13 protein-coding genes and 1 tRNA gene are annotated in these 13,725 nt (G+C 42.7%); 4 read left to right on the top strand and 10 right to left on the bottom strand.

What is annotated here, in order from left to right:
* Positions 1-103: 103 nt before the first annotated feature.
* From fbaA to dnaQ, 7 genes are all read right to left on the bottom strand, one after another.
* Entirely contained in the window at positions 104-1,180 is a 1,077-nt protein-coding gene (fbaA, locus tag HGO23_RS05315; RefSeq protein ID WP_099136056.1) for a class II fructose-bisphosphate aldolase, read from the bottom strand.
* A 57-nt stretch (positions 1,181-1,237) separates the two neighbouring features.
* Positions 1,238-2,404 carry a phosphoglycerate kinase gene (pgk, locus tag HGO23_RS05310; RefSeq protein ID WP_099136057.1) on the bottom strand — a complete coding sequence of 389 codons (1,167 nt, stop codon included), beginning with the start codon at positions 2,402-2,404 and terminating at the stop codon, positions 1,238-1,240.
* A 51-nt stretch (positions 2,405-2,455) separates the two neighbouring features.
* Positions 2,456-3,475 (bottom strand): erythrose-4-phosphate dehydrogenase, encoded by a 1,020-nt coding sequence (gene epd, locus HGO23_RS05305; protein WP_099136058.1) that lies wholly within the window; start codon positions 3,473-3,475, stop codon positions 2,456-2,458.
* Between the two features lie 336 nt (positions 3,476-3,811).
* Positions 3,812-5,806, bottom strand: a complete 1,995-nt coding sequence (gene tkt, locus HGO23_RS05300; protein WP_209028195.1) for a transketolase — start codon at positions 5,804-5,806, stop codon at positions 3,812-3,814.
* Between the two features lie 95 nt (positions 5,807-5,901).
* Positions 5,902-6,153, bottom strand: a complete 252-nt coding sequence (locus HGO23_RS05295; RefSeq protein ID WP_342355498.1) for a macro domain-containing protein — start codon at positions 6,151-6,153, stop codon at positions 5,902-5,904.
* Between the two features lie 106 nt (positions 6,154-6,259).
* Positions 6,260-6,336: transfer RNA gene (locus tag HGO23_RS05290), tRNA-Asp, on the bottom strand.
* A gap of 138 nt (positions 6,337-6,474) precedes the next feature.
* Entirely contained in the window at positions 6,475-7,224 is a 750-nt protein-coding gene (gene dnaQ, locus HGO23_RS05285; protein ID WP_099136061.1) for a DNA polymerase III subunit epsilon, read from the bottom strand.
* Between the two features lie 63 nt (positions 7,225-7,287).
* On the opposite strand from dnaQ, the gene rnhA reads away from it, so the two are divergent.
* Complete coding sequence (gene rnhA, locus HGO23_RS05280; RefSeq protein WP_099136062.1) at positions 7,288-7,758, top strand: ribonuclease HI; 471 nt, start codon at positions 7,288-7,290, stop codon at positions 7,756-7,758.
* Positions 7,759-7,769: 11 nt separating this feature from the next.
* On the opposite strand, the gene HGO23_RS05275 is transcribed toward rnhA, so the two are convergent.
* Positions 7,770-8,486, bottom strand: a complete 717-nt coding sequence (locus tag HGO23_RS05275) for a class I SAM-dependent methyltransferase (protein WP_099136063.1) — start codon at positions 8,484-8,486, stop codon at positions 7,770-7,772.
* A gap of 48 nt (positions 8,487-8,534) precedes the next feature.
* On the opposite strand from HGO23_RS05275, the gene gloB reads away from it, so the two are divergent.
* The 3 genes from gloB (at position 8,535) to HGO23_RS05260 (ending at position 11,365) form a co-directional block, all read left to right on the top strand.
* Positions 8,535-9,290, top strand: coding sequence for a hydroxyacylglutathione hydrolase (gene gloB, locus HGO23_RS05270; RefSeq protein ID WP_209028194.1), 756 nt, complete (start codon positions 8,535-8,537; stop codon positions 9,288-9,290).
* 72 nt (positions 9,291-9,362) lie between these two features.
* Positions 9,363-10,694: a murein transglycosylase D gene (gene mltD, locus HGO23_RS05265; protein ID WP_099136065.1), complete on the top strand. Its 1,332-nt coding sequence runs from the start codon at positions 9,363-9,365 to the stop codon at positions 10,692-10,694.
* A 140-nt stretch (positions 10,695-10,834) separates the two neighbouring features.
* Entirely contained in the window at positions 10,835-11,365 is a 531-nt protein-coding gene (locus tag HGO23_RS05260; protein ID WP_099136066.1) for a MepB family protein, read from the top strand.
* A gap of 619 nt (positions 11,366-11,984) precedes the next feature.
* Here the strand turns inward: HGO23_RS05260 and HGO23_RS05255 are convergent.
* Together HGO23_RS05255 and HGO23_RS05250 are read right to left on the bottom strand one after the other, a co-directional pair.
* A complete protein-coding gene (locus tag HGO23_RS05255; RefSeq protein ID WP_099136067.1) occupies positions 11,985-12,755 on the bottom strand; it encodes an ABC transporter permease in 771 nt (256 codons plus the stop codon).
* On the bottom strand, positions 12,752-13,678 hold the full coding sequence (locus HGO23_RS05250; protein WP_099136068.1) for an ABC transporter ATP-binding protein: 927 nt from the start codon (positions 13,676-13,678) through the stop codon (positions 12,752-12,754). Before HGO23_RS05250 ends, HGO23_RS05255 begins: the two co-directional genes overlap by 4 nt.
* Positions 13,679-13,725: the final 47 nt, after the last annotated feature.

Genomic DNA, 13,725 nt, shown 5'->3' with positions numbered 1-13,725 from the left:
AATCTGATTCGATTTAATTAAACAAAATTCCCGCTCGTTGATAATTAAAATAACGAGCGGGAACTAAAAAAACTACTTTAATCCATGCCAATCAGTATGGAAATTATAGCACGTCAACCGCGTTCAATTCTTTGAAAGCCTGCTCCAGACGAACTGTCATAGAAACCTGACCAGCACGCAGCCAGACGCGTGGATCATAGAATTTCTTATTCGGTTTATCCGCACCTTCCGGGTTACCCAGTTGGCCTTGCAGATAACCTTCATTCTTCTTGTAATAGTTCAGAATACCTTCCCAGGTAGCCCATTGAGTATCGGTATCAATATTCATTTTCACCACACCATAGCTGACGGCTTCCTGAATCTCTTCTGCGGTAGAGCCGGAACCACCATGGAAGACGAAATCCAGGCTGTTGTGTGGCAGGTTGAATTTCTCAGAAACGTAGTCTTGAGAATTGTGCAGGATTTTTGGTGTCAGTTTAACGTTACCTGGTTTATATACACCGTGAACGTTACCGAAAGATGCCGCGATGGTAAAACGTGGGCTGATAGCACTCAGTTTCTCATAAGCGTAAGCCACATCTTCTGGTTGAGTATATAGAGAAGAGCTGTCCAGATGAGTGTTATCAACGCCATCTTCTTCACCACCAGTACAACCCAGTTCAATTTCCAGCGTCATGTCGATTTTCGCCATGCGTGCCAGATATTGGCTACAAATTTCGATATTTTCTTCCAGAGATTCTTCTGACAGATCAATCATGTGAGAAGAAAATAATGGTTTGCCAGTCTGAGCATAGTGCTTTTCACCAGCGTCCAACAGACCATCAATCCACGGCAGTAATTTACGCGCGCAGTGGTCGGTATGCAGGATCACTGGCACATCATAATGCTCTGCCATCTGATGTACATGGTGAGCACCAGAAATTGCCCCCAGAATTGCTGCTTGCTGCCCTTCAAGCTTCAAGCTCTTACCCGCTACAAATGATGCACCACCATTGGAAAACTGGATGATTACCGGAGCACGTACTTTTGCCGCTGTTTCCAGCACTGCGTTGATAGAGTCAGTACCGACACAGTTAACTGCCGGCAGAGCAAAGTTATGTTCTTTTGCGATGGCAAAGACTTTTTGAACATCATCACCAGTGATGACACCCGGTTTTACGAAATCAAAAATTTTAGACATGTTACGTGGTCCTGTATTGACATTGAACAGGCAGTATTCACTGCCTGTTATCACAACTTATTTACTATTAGCACGTTCTTCCAGCATCACAACGGCTGGTAGTTTTTTGCCTTCAACAAACTCAAGGAAAGCACCACCACCTGTAGAGATGTAAGATATTTTATCAGCAATTTCAAACAGATCTATTGCTGCCAAAGTATCACCACCACCTGCAATCGAGAAAGCATCGCTCTCTGCAATTGCACGGGCAACAATTTCGGTTCCTTTACGGAAATTAGGGAACTCAAAAACACCAACCGGGCCATTCCACAGAATAGTCTTAGCGTTTTTCAGGATTTCAGCCAGACGCTCAGCAGATGCGTCGCCCAAATCAAGGATTTGCTCGTCATCTTTAATTTCACTGGTGGATTTCAGCATGGCTTCGGCAGTTTCAGAGAATTCTGTCGCAACACGAACATCAGTAGGTACTGGAATATCACAGCTTTCCAGCAGTTTTTTCGCTTCAGGGATCAAATCATCTTCATACAGAGAGCGACCTACATTGTGGCCTTCTGCGGCAACAAAGGTATTAGCAATTCCACCACCAACGATAAGCTGATCAGCAATTTTGGACAGTGAATCAAGAACAGTCAGTTTAGTTGAAACTTTAGAGCCACCGACAATCGCCACCATTGGACGAGCTGGGCTGTGCAGTGCTTTTCCCAGGGCTTCCAGTTCACCAGACAATAATGGACCAGCACAGGCAATCGGCGCAAATTTAGCGACACCGTGAGTTGACGCCTGAGCACGATGTGCTGTACCAAAGGCATCCATTACATATACATCACACAACGCTGCATACTGTTTCGATAACGTTTCGTCGTCTTTTTTCTCACCTTTGTTGAAGCGAACGTTTTCCAGAACAACCAATTCACCTTCCGCCACTTCAACGCCATTCAGATAATTTTTTTCCAGACGAACAGGAGAAGAAAGTGCACCTTTCAGGTAATCAACGACGGGTTGCAGTGAGAACTCTTCGTTGTATTCTCCCTCAGTCGGGCGTCCCAGGTGAGAAGTAACCATGACTTTGGCTCCCTGATTCAACGCAGCCTCAATCGTCGGCAAAGACGCACGGATACGTGCATCAGAAGTAACTTTGCCATCTTTTACAGGCACATTCAGATCAGCACGGATCAGAACACGTTTACCCGCTAGATCTAAATCAGTCATCTTAATTACAGACATGGTGAATCCTCTCATTGATTCTCTATAAAATTACTCAATCTTCTGTTGTGATTACATGAAACCTTTAGAAGCCATTACCAGCGTTGTATCGAGCATACGATTGGCAAAGCCCCACTCATTATCACACCACACAAGCGTTTTGATCAGATGATTTCCACTCACTCTGGTTTGTGTACCATCCACAATAGCACTGTGAGGATCATGGTTAAAATCCGTTGAGACCAACGGTAGATCAGTGAAATCCACTATACCACGAAACGAATTTACCGCTGATTTTTGCAGTAGCTGGTTTACCTCACTGACATTAACGGCAGCACTGACTGTCACACTTAAATCAATCGCTGTTACATTGATGGTAGGTACTCGTACAGAAATAGCTTCAAACCGATCACTGAATTTGGGAAAGATACGTGTGATCCCCACAGCTAGTTTTGTGTCGACTGGAATGATCGACTGGCTGGCCGCACGGGTTCGACGTAAATCACAGTGATAAGCATCAATTACTGGTTGATCATTCATGGATGCGTGAATTGTTGTCACCGTGCCCGATTCAATGTTAAACGCATCATCCAGCACTTTAATGATCGGGATAATACAATTTGTTGTACAAGATGCATTAGAAACAATGCGATCTTCGGCAACCAATAAATCATGATTTACACCATATACCACCGTTGCATCCAGATCATTGCCTCCCGGATGGGAAAACAGAACCTTTTTGGCGCCACTAGTGAGATGAGCTTCTCCATCCACTCGTTCACCATACTTCCCCGTACAATCGAGTACAATATCAATACCCAGTTCTTTCCACGGCAAATCCGAGATATCTGGTTGATGAAACAGCCGTATACTGTCATCTCCTACGTGCAATACTTTATTGTTCAGGCGTATATCCCATGCAAAACGCCCATGACTGGAATCATATTTCAATAAGTGAGCGATACCTTCTGCATCAGCCAGCTCATTGATAGCAATAACCGCAATTTCAGCCCGACGCCCGGTTTCGTAGAGAGCACGCAGAACACTGCGCCCTATTCTCCCAAAACCGTTAATCGCTACCCTGATTGTCATGTTACTCCCTGAATTTTTCTATGGTCACGCAACGGCTTAGAATAACTGAGCAACTGCAAATTGTACGGATGATTCATCATAAAATTAATCAGATTGTGACAGACAAGACATTTTGCCTGCGATAACTGAAACGGTTCAGCTATTTATAAGGGAAGACTACGAGAAAAAGAGAGCAATGGCAAGGATCATTAATAGCATAATGAAAAAATTTTGATGAAAAAAAGAGCGCATTAGCCCAACAAAGTTTGATGCTAATGCGCTTCTTCCCCTTTCATCTTTCAGCAAGCAGTTTTTATTTGCTGCTTTCTAAAACCTATTCAGGGTATAGTTTGCTTGTTATTTCAGTAGTGCGGTTGCTTTGGCAACGACATTTTCAACAGTGAAGCCAAATTCTTTGAACAGCGCATCAGCAGGAGCAGATTCACCAAATGTATCCATTCCCACGATAGCACCATTAATACCAACGTATTTAAACCAGTAATCAGAAATACCTGCTTCAATCGCAACACGGGCAGAAACCGCAGCAGGGAGAACCGCTTCACGGTATGCCGCATCTTGTTTGTCAAATACATCAGTAGATGGCATAGAAACTACGCGAACTTTACGGCCCTTTGCACTCAGTTGCTCAGCAGCTTTCACTGCCAGCTCAACTTCAGAACCCGTCGCAATCAGGATTAATTCAGGCTGACCTGCGCAATCTTTCAGGATATAAGCGCCTTTCTCGATATTCGCCAGTTGCTCAGCAATACGCTCCTGCTGTGCCAGATTCTGACGGGAGAAGATCAGAGAAGTTGGGCCATTTTTACGCTCTATAGCATATTTCCACGCTACCGCAGACTCTACTTGATCACATGGGCGCCAGGTGCTCATATTCGGTGTTACACGCAGGCTGGCAATTTGCTCAACTGGCTGATGAGTCGGGCCATCTTCACCCAAGCCGATAGAATCGTGGGTATAAACGAAGATGTTACGGATCTTCATCAGTGCAGCCATGCGTACTGCGTTACGGGCGTATTCAACAAACATCAGGAATGTCGCACCATAAGGCACAAAACCACCATGCAGAGCAATACCATTCATGATGGCAGACATACCAAACTCACGTACACCGTAATGAATGTAGTTACCATCCTGAACTTCGTTCAGAGGCTTGGAGCCAGACCACATCGTCAGGTTACTTGGTGCCAGATCAGCAGAGCCGCCCATGAATTCAGGCAGAATTTTACCAAATGCTTCCAGAGCATTTTGTGATGCTTTACGGCTGGCAATAGAAGCGGGATTCTGTTGCAGATTTTCAATAAATGCTTTGGATTCAGTTTCCCAGTTTGCAGGTAATTCACCACTGGTACGGCGGCGGAATTCTGTAGCTAGTTCTGGATAAACTTCAGCATAAACGGTGAATTTTGCATCCCAAGCGCTTTCTTTAGCTTTACCGGCTTCTTTTGCATCCCATTCTGCATAAATATCCTGAGGAATTTCAAAAGCAGGATACTCCCAACCAAGAGCCTTACGGGTCGCTTCAATTTCAGCGTCACCCAGTGGAGCACCGTGACACTCTTCTTTACCTGCTTTGTTTGGCGAACCAAAACCAATAATAGTTTTGCACATTAATAGAGATGGTTTGCCGGTTTCTTTACGAGCTTCTTCGATAGCAGCCTGAATTGCAGCAGAGTCATGGCCATCTACGCCACGGATAACATGCCAGCCATAGGATTCAAAACGTGCAGCGGTGTCATCAGTGAACCAACCTTCAACTTCACCATCAATGGAGATGCCGTTGTCATCATAGAAAGCGATCAGTTTACCTAGCTTCAGTGTACCCGCCAGAGAACAAACTTCATGGGAGATCCCTTCCATCATGCAACCATCACCCATGAATACATAAGTGTAGTGATCGACAATATCGTGGCCCGGACGGTTAAACTGCGCTGCCAATGTGCGTTCCGCAATAGCAAAACCAACTGCGTTGGCAATACCTTGTCCCAATGGACCGGTTGTCGTTTCTACGCCCGGAGTATAACCATATTCTGGATGACCAGGGGTTTTAGAATGCAGTTGACGGAAATTTTTCAGATCGTCGATAGAAACATCGTAACCAGTCAGGTGCAACAAGCTATAAATCAGCATAGAGCCGTGACCATTGGATAATACGAAGCGGTCACGATCAGCCCAGTCAGGATTGACAGGGTTATGGTTCAAATAGTCGCACCACAGCACTTCAGCAATGTCAGCCATTCCCATCGGTGCACCAGGATGCCCTGATTTTGCTTTCTGCACAGCATCCATGCTCAAGAAGCGGATAGCATTCGCAAGGGTTTTACGAGTGGTCATTCTTTACTCCAAGTCGGATAAAAGCGTTAGTGAACTAGAACTAATTTTCGCAGCGCAGCATACAAACCGCAATCATTAATGCCAATAAACGAAAACTATCTTAATTTCCGCTCGGCATCAATTCTTTGATTTACCCCGCTGTTAACAGCCTGATTCAAAAGAGGAGGCTGAGTTAAAGAACGATAAATGTCGTAATTTTCATCATCAAAATAAACAAGATTCACTTGTAATATATTTTGATTGATAGAAAGGCTTGAATGAATTGTTTCCAAAGCGATTTTTGCTGCCATTTTCTGCGGGAAACGGTAAATGCCTGTGCTGATATTGGGAAAAGAGACAGTCGCAATATTGTATTATTTAATAATCTCAAAACAGTTCAGATATAAATTGATTTGAAATCTTTGGTAATCAAATAAAAAAGCCCCGAGTTAAAAACTCAGGGCTTATAAATTCTGGCGGTGCGGACGGGACTCGAACCCGCGACCCCCGGCGTGACAGGCCGGTATTCTAACCAACTGAACTACCGCACCGCATGGTGTTCTGGTTGAGAACGCAGTGGATGATACGGGCCTCCGCACAATCCGTCAATCGCATTTTATAATAAAATAGTGCGCTTGCACAGTTTTTCACCTTAATGGCAAATTAATCCCCACTTATCGCAATCTCAATCAATGTAATTGTTCAGGTTCTGTTCGCCACAGGCAACTTCCCCCTTTCTTTTGCACCAGATCCAAACGGGACTCATGCTGAATCAATTCCTCATCAGAAGCATAAATAACTTTCAGCCCCGCTTGAGGGCGAGTTATTTTTTGAATTTCTGCAACCTGAGCATTGTTGGATACTTCTCCTTCCATCGAAAAAGCCAGTGATGTCTGACCGCCAGTCATTGCCAGATAGACATCAGCCAGAATTTCGGCATCGAGTAATGCCCCGTGGAGAGTACGCTTCGAGTTATCAATATGGTAACGATCGCACAACGCATCAAGGTTATTACGTTTACCGGGGAAAAGTTGCCTTGCCAGTATCAAACTATCCGTAATCGTACAGAATTCTGCGGTTGGCGGAATATCACGATTAAGCTTGCTGAATTCATAATCCATAAAGCCGATATCGAACGTCGCGTTATGGATGATCAGCTCAGCCCCACGGATAAATTCAATAAATTCCTCAGCAATATCAGCAAATTTGGGTTTATCCAGCAAAAACTCATCACTGATACCATGAACCTCAAACGCTTCCGGATCAACCAAGCGTTCAGGTTTAATATAAATGTGGAAATGACGCCCTGTCAGGCGACGGTTGATGACTTCCACCGCTCCGATTTCAATGATGTTATGCCCCTCGTAGTGAATTCCCAGTTTATTCATACCAGTTGTTTCGGTATCGAGGACGATTTGACGGGTAATTGCAGTGCTCATAGTGTTTTTTTGTGTCAGACTTAGAGTTTTGATTGAAGATGATATAGGAAGAGTCTACCAAATATGAGCAAACAGGTAGAAATTTTCACCGATGGTTCTTGTCTCGGTAATCCCGGTCCCGGTGGATATGGTGTTTTACTTCGTTATAAACAAAAGGAAAAAACCCTAAGTAAAGGCTACTTCCGCACGACCAACAACCGTATGGAACTTATGGCCGCCATTATCGGGCTAGAGGCGCTCAAAGAATCCTGCAAAGTGATTCTGACCACCGACAGTCAATATGTTCGCCAGGGTATTACTCAATGGATCCACAACTGGAAAAAACGTGGCTGGAAAAAAGCAGATAAATCTCCCGTGATCAATGTTGATTTATGGCAACGACTGGATAAAGCCATTTCACCCCATGATATTGACTGGCGTTGGGTTAAAGGGCATACAGGCCATCGGGAAAATGAATTATGTGATGAATTGGCTCGCACAGCAGCCAACTCCCCGACCCAAGATGATGGTGGCTATATCGAAAATGCAAACTAACCTACACGAAATTAATTACGTTGGTGAAAATTTTTCACTATCCCTAACGCATTACTGAATTTAGGTTTCAACAATCTGGCCCGCATAGGATTGAGAGTTAAAGGTATTGTCCGCTTGCGGGCAATAATCACATTCAGACAACCAAGCATTGATGTCGTATGCTCATAGAAACTATTTCCACTCTTCCACGGTAAGACATGAAAATTAGCATGGTAAAGAACTTCATAGTTAAGCAAGCGAAGCCAGTCCAATTGACGCAATCTGGAAAACATTTGGGCACGGTAAGATCGTCTGAAACATACAGGTGAAATCACTTTTCTCAGCCCTAATAAACTTATTGGATTAAAACCAGAAATGATCAACCAGCCATCATCAATCATAATCCGATCCACTTCCCGAAGCAGCCAATGAGGATCAACGCTATAAGTCAGCATATGAGCCAATAAACAGGCATCAACGGATTTTGCCTCGAAAGGAAGATAATGAGGATCAGCAATTACATCCATACCTTCACCTGCCAATCCTACGTTGACCTGGTGACTGATTAGACAAGAGCGACTATCAATCTCTACACTTAAATTACCGACTTTAGCTAAATGAAAGCCAAAAATTTTTGGCCACCACGGTTCCAATTGACGTTCCAAAGCGACACGGTAATATTCTCCCCAAGGTAACTCAGCCCAAGATTCAGGAGGAGTTATTTGTTTGATTGCATGTACTGATTGCATGTCATTTTCCTTCCAACCTACAAAGCTATTGTTAAAATGAGGCATATAATGAAGCTTATCAGGCTCCCCGCCCTTTCAGATAACTATATTTGGTTACTTTGTGATGAAGACAAACGTTGTGTTGTTATCGATCCTGCTGAATCACGCCCCGTCATGGAAATTTTAGCAGCTAACCAACTTATTCCCGCTGCTATCCTGCTAACACACCATCACTACGACCATGTTGGTGGTGTCGCTGGCTTGTGCAAACAATACCCTGAATTACCTGTGTATGGTCCAGAAGAGACCCGAAGTAAAGGGGCAACCCATATTATCCATGAACATAATGTCATTGATATTGATCATTTCTCTTTCCAGATTATAGCATTACCGGGTCATACACTTGGCCACATCGCTTTCTATCAGGCACCTTACCTGTTTTGTGGAGATACCCTATTTTCAGGAGGTTGTGGCAGACTATTCGAGGGTACTGCTGAACAAATGTTTTCTTCTCTTAGAAAAATCGCATCGCTACCCGATGACACATTAATTTGCTGTGCTCATGAATATACAGCCACAAATTTGAGATTTGCACAGGCAGTATTACCTGAAAATCAAACAATTAACGATTATTATAAAAAAATTATTGAGTTACGCGAAAAACATCAAGCAACAGTGCCCACTACTTTACAAACAGAGAGAAAAATTAACGTCTTCCTAAATTGTCACGATCTTGATTTACAAAAAAATATCGGTATCAAACCTAATTCAATGCCACTTTCTTCTGTTTTTCAGCAATTAAGGGCTTATAAAGATCGATTTTGATTTTGTTGGGTTGTCTTCTGCGTAATAGGTCAGTATGATTGCTCACCTTTTAGGCATACATCAAAAGAAAATATGAAGACAAAAGCGATCTTGTTCGCGTCTGTCTTGCTTGCCGGGTGTCAGTCGGGTCTTCAACCAAAGTCTCCCTCCCAGCAGCATGTACAGAAAATGTCTTCGACTAATCAAAAAGTAGCAGGTATTGCAGAGCCAAACGATACTGCAAACTGGAAGGTGAGTCCGACAGCCCAACAAGATTTGTGGGGACATATCCGTGATGAGTTGAAGATGGAAATTCCTGACAATAACAGGGTGCGTGAACAACAAAACTATTATCTGAAACACAAGAGCCATCTCCAAAATGTGGCGTTGCGAGCAGAACCATATATATATTGGATCGTTGAGCAGATTGATCAGCAAAATATGCCCATGGAAGTAGTCTTACTTCCCATAGTGGAGAGTGCTTTTAATCCCCATGCTACGTCTTACGCCAAAGCAGCAGGTTTGTGGCAGATTATCCCTAGTACAGGCCGCCATTATGGTCTGACACAGGATAAATGGTACGATGCTCGTCGTGATGTCGCTGCATCTACTACCGCAGCTTTAGATATTCTTGAGCGTTTGAATGTGCGCTTTAATGGGGATTGGTTATTAACTATCGCAGCTTACAACAGTGGCGAAGGCCGGATTGTACGTGCAATTAAAGAAAATCAGTCGCGGGGAAAACCGACAGATTTTTGGTCATTAGCATTACCTCATGAAACCATGCATTACGTCCCCAAAGTACTGGCGCTCAGTAATGTCATTCGTCACAACGAGAAATTTGACCTTAAATTGCCAAAACCCAACAATCAACAGGCTCTCGCCAAAGTTGAAGTAGGGCAACAAATCACATTGTCACAAGCTGCTGAGTTATCTGGGTTATCACTGACTTCCATCAAAACCTATAACCCTGGCTATAAGCAAGGTATGACATCTCCCTATGGGCCACATTACATTATGTTGCCGAAAGAGAATGCCAGCCAGCTTAAACACTCGCTGACAGATGAAAATGTTTTGAAAAATATCCGTCTGGCTGTCGCCAGAAATATTCGTCAGCTACAGCAACAGAGTCATTACACTGTTCGTTCTGGTGATACGTTATCAGCGATTGCAAAACGTTTTAAGACATCTCACCAGCAGCTACAAAGGCTAAATAGCTTGAAGACGGTTGATAGACTCAGGGTTGGACAGGTTTTGAAAGTTAATACTAATGATCCTGTTATGTATCAGGTTCGCAAAGGTGATTCCTTTGCCAGCATCGCCAAACGGCATGGCGTAAATCTTAATGATCTGATGAATTGGAATAAAAACATCAAGCTCAAAGACATTAAACCCGGTATCGCTCTGACGCTTTATATTAACTAATTTATTTTATTCCACCAGCATATAACTTCCTGCCTTTCAGGCAGGGAGTTTTTGCTGTGCCAGATCTTATAACCTTGTACACAACATATAGTAATTCGAATATACTCAATATATTTCAAGTTCAATAAAGGAATCTCACTTTGTCATCATTTGCCAGTGATACAGATAATTTCCCTGACAGCTTCAATGAAATATATAAATACCTGCTACTTCCTGCCGGATATCACTTTAGTGTTATTCCCTATCGGGAAAATGAAAGCCATGAGTATGAAGCAATACGATTCGGGCTTAATAATAAATCAATCCTTTTTCGCCAAGCCAAAATTACTCCACGCAAAATAGGTCACTTTGTCACATTGTGGAAAAGGCCTTTCCCTGATACAGAAATAATGCCATTTGAACAAAAAGATAATATTGATTTTTGCATGGTAGTAACCTATTCAGAGAATCAGAAAGGTTTCTTCCTGTTTGATTCAGATATTCTGACCACGCAAGGCATATTTTCCACTGGAAATAAAGAGGGAAAAAGAGCTATCCGAGTATATCCCTCTTGGGTATTTCCTGATTCAAAACAATCAATTAAAACACAAAAATGGCAGTCTTCATATTTTATAAATTTAGAGAATCAATTATTTTCCATTGAAATGTTTAATAAAATATTTTCTAACTAAAATAGTAATATTCCAATGCTATTAAAAAAATATAATCTTAATAAAATAACTTTAAATATCATTTCAACTTGATTTTATAAATGATCTAAAACAAGATACTGTGGAACCATAGTTCCACTTTATTCAATGATTATCGTCGCCATGCAACAACGTTTTATAATCCTGCCCACCATTGAATACACCAAGAATAGACACAGATTCCGATTCTACTATATGAACGCAATATAATCGTATAATTCGACTATATGCGTTTCAGTCTCGAGTGAAAATATAACGGTATGATTCATTTCGACTGATCGTGCCGTTCCGCCAGATGAAAACAAACCTGATCAATGCTAACGGCTCGTAATGGGTCAGATTTTAGGGCGTCATAGGCAGGGCCAACTTGATTATGCAACCAGTTTTCGAACGCGGGATTTCACAATCTCCACCATCTCTCATTCGGCAAGGTTATGCGCATTTATTGTGTGGTTCACATCGCTTTAACCTCCAATCGTGTTCAGTAGCAAAAGTTCCACCACCTCTAAAATTGAGGAATTTTTTAACCAAAATATGCGGCTCTGCCGAACAACATAGCAGAACCGCATATTTACAGATGTTTATGTTCAGACAATCCTGCTTAAGTTCTCAGCCCTCTGCCCGACTCGATCAAATACCAAGCTAGTAAGTAAAAACCGAGAATAAACATACTCAGCATACCTAATGTCATTACCAGAGACACATCAGCAATACCGAGGAAGCCATAGCGAAATCCACTGACCATATAAACGATTGGATTCAGCTTCGATACTATCTGCCAAAATTCAGGCAGTAAAGTCAGGGAATAAAACACACCGCCTAAATAGGTTAATGGCGTCAGCACAAAAGTCGGAATGATGCTGATATCATCGAAAGTTTTCGCAAAAATGGCATTCAATAAGCCAGCTAATGAAAATAAGATCGATGTTGCCAGTAGGGTTATTACAACCATTCCCCATGAGTGGAGCTGTAATGGCACAAAAAGCAAAGAAACCAGTGTAACTAAAATGCCCACACATACACCACGAGCCACTCCACCGCCGACAAACCCGGCAATGATGACATGTGTTGGCACAGGTGCAACCAGTACTTCTTCAATACTACGCTGGAACTTAGCACCAAAGAAGGAAGAGGAGACGTTCGAATATGAGTTAGTGATCACAGACATCATAATCAGGCCGGGAACAATAAACTGCATATATGCTACGCCCCCCATTTCCCCAATGCGGGAACCCACTAGATTGCCAAAAATGACAAAATAGAGAGACATAGTAATCACAGGCGGTAGCAAAGTCTGTACCCAAATACGGCCAAAACGAGTAACTTCTTTAATCCAGATAGTTTTTAATGCCACCCAGTATAGTTGGATCATTGACGGGCTCCTTGGTTATTATTTGTCAACCCAACAAACAGCTCTTCCAGGCGATTCGCTTTGTTGCGCATACTGTTAATTTGGATGCCCTGCATACTCAATTGGGAAAAAATATCATTTAATCCCTGCCCGCGTTTCACATCCACTTCTAATATGATGGTGTCTACCAAACGATAGCTATAACCTTGCAGAATCGGCATATTTCCTTTCGGTGCTAAATCGAATAAAAACGTTTCCAGTTCCAGTTGGCTGAGTAAATCCTTCATGCTGGTATTTTCCACCAACTCACCATTCTGAATAATACCAATATTACGGCACAGCATTTCAGCCTCTTCCAGATAGTGAGTTGTCAGGATGATAGTCGTTCCCTGTGCATTCAAAGTTTTCAAAAACTCCCACATGGAGCGACGCAGTTCAATATCCACCCCAGCAGTAGGTTCATCTAAAATTAATAAATTGGGTTCGTGTATCAAAGCACGGGCAATCATTAGACGGCGTTTCATGCCTCCTGACAAACGGATTGCCCGTTCATTGCGTTTGCCCCATAGGTCCAGTTGTGACAGATAGGTTTCCGCTCTGCTTTGCGCCACATCGCGTGGTACGCCGTAATATCCCGCCTGATTTAATACAATCTGAATCACTGTTTCAAATGGATTGAAATTAAATTCCTGCGGCACTAAACCCAACTGACGTTTAGCATTGACCAGGTCCGTATCAATATCGTAACCAAATACGTTGACCTTACCGCTACTTTTATTAACCAAAGAACTGATGATGCCGATGGTGGTCGATTTTCCTGCACCATTTGGCCCCAAAAGCGCGTAGAAATCGCCAGCTTCTACACGTAGATCAATCCCACGCAATGCTTTTACTCCACCTTTATAGGTCTTCGTGAGCTGTGTTAACTCCAATGCATAAGCCATAAGTAAACAACACCTTTATTATTTGCTATTTTTGAGTGCAAGATAGA

Origin of the sequence: Xenorhabdus budapestensis (assembly GCF_017743015.1) — a bacterium.
Classification (GTDB): Bacteria; Pseudomonadota; Gammaproteobacteria; order Enterobacterales; family Enterobacteriaceae; genus Xenorhabdus; species Xenorhabdus budapestensis.
This window is presented reverse-complemented; position numbering and strand designations above follow the sequence as displayed.

What these genes read in the sequence shown, in the direction of transcription:
- fbaA (WP_099136056.1), bottom strand. Translation starts at nt 1,180, where the DNA reads ATGTCTAAAATTTTTGATTTCGTAAAACCGGGTGTCATCACTGGTGAT.
- pgk (WP_099136057.1), bottom strand. Translation starts at nt 2,404, where the DNA reads ATGTCTGTAATTAAGATGACTGATTTAGATCTAGCGGGTAAACGTGTT.
- epd (WP_099136058.1), bottom strand. Translation starts at nt 3,475, where the DNA reads ATGACAATCAGGGTAGCGATTAACGGTTTTGGGAGAATAGGGCGCAGT.
- tkt (WP_209028195.1), bottom strand. Translation starts at nt 5,806, where the DNA reads ATGACCACTCGTAAAACCCTTGCGAATGCTATCCGCTTCTTGAGCATG.
- dnaQ (WP_099136061.1), bottom strand. Translation starts at nt 7,224, where the DNA reads ATGAGCACTGCAATTACCCGTCAAATCGTCCTCGATACCGAAACAACT.
- rnhA (WP_099136062.1), top strand. Translation starts at nt 7,288, where the DNA reads ATGAGCAAACAGGTAGAAATTTTCACCGATGGTTCTTGTCTCGGTAAT.
- HGO23_RS05275 (WP_099136063.1), bottom strand. Translation starts at nt 8,486, where the DNA reads ATGCAATCAGTACATGCAATCAAACAAATAACTCCTCCTGAATCTTGG.
- gloB (WP_209028194.1), top strand. Translation starts at nt 8,535, where the DNA reads ATGAAGCTTATCAGGCTCCCCGCCCTTTCAGATAACTATATTTGGTTA.
- mltD (WP_099136065.1), top strand. Translation starts at nt 9,363, where the DNA reads ATGAAGACAAAAGCGATCTTGTTCGCGTCTGTCTTGCTTGCCGGGTGT.
- HGO23_RS05255 (WP_099136067.1), bottom strand. Translation starts at nt 12,755, where the DNA reads ATGATCCAACTATACTGGGTGGCATTAAAAACTATCTGGATTAAAGAA.
- HGO23_RS05250 (WP_099136068.1), bottom strand. Translation starts at nt 13,678, where the DNA reads ATGGCTTATGCATTGGAGTTAACACAGCTCACGAAGACCTATAAAGGT.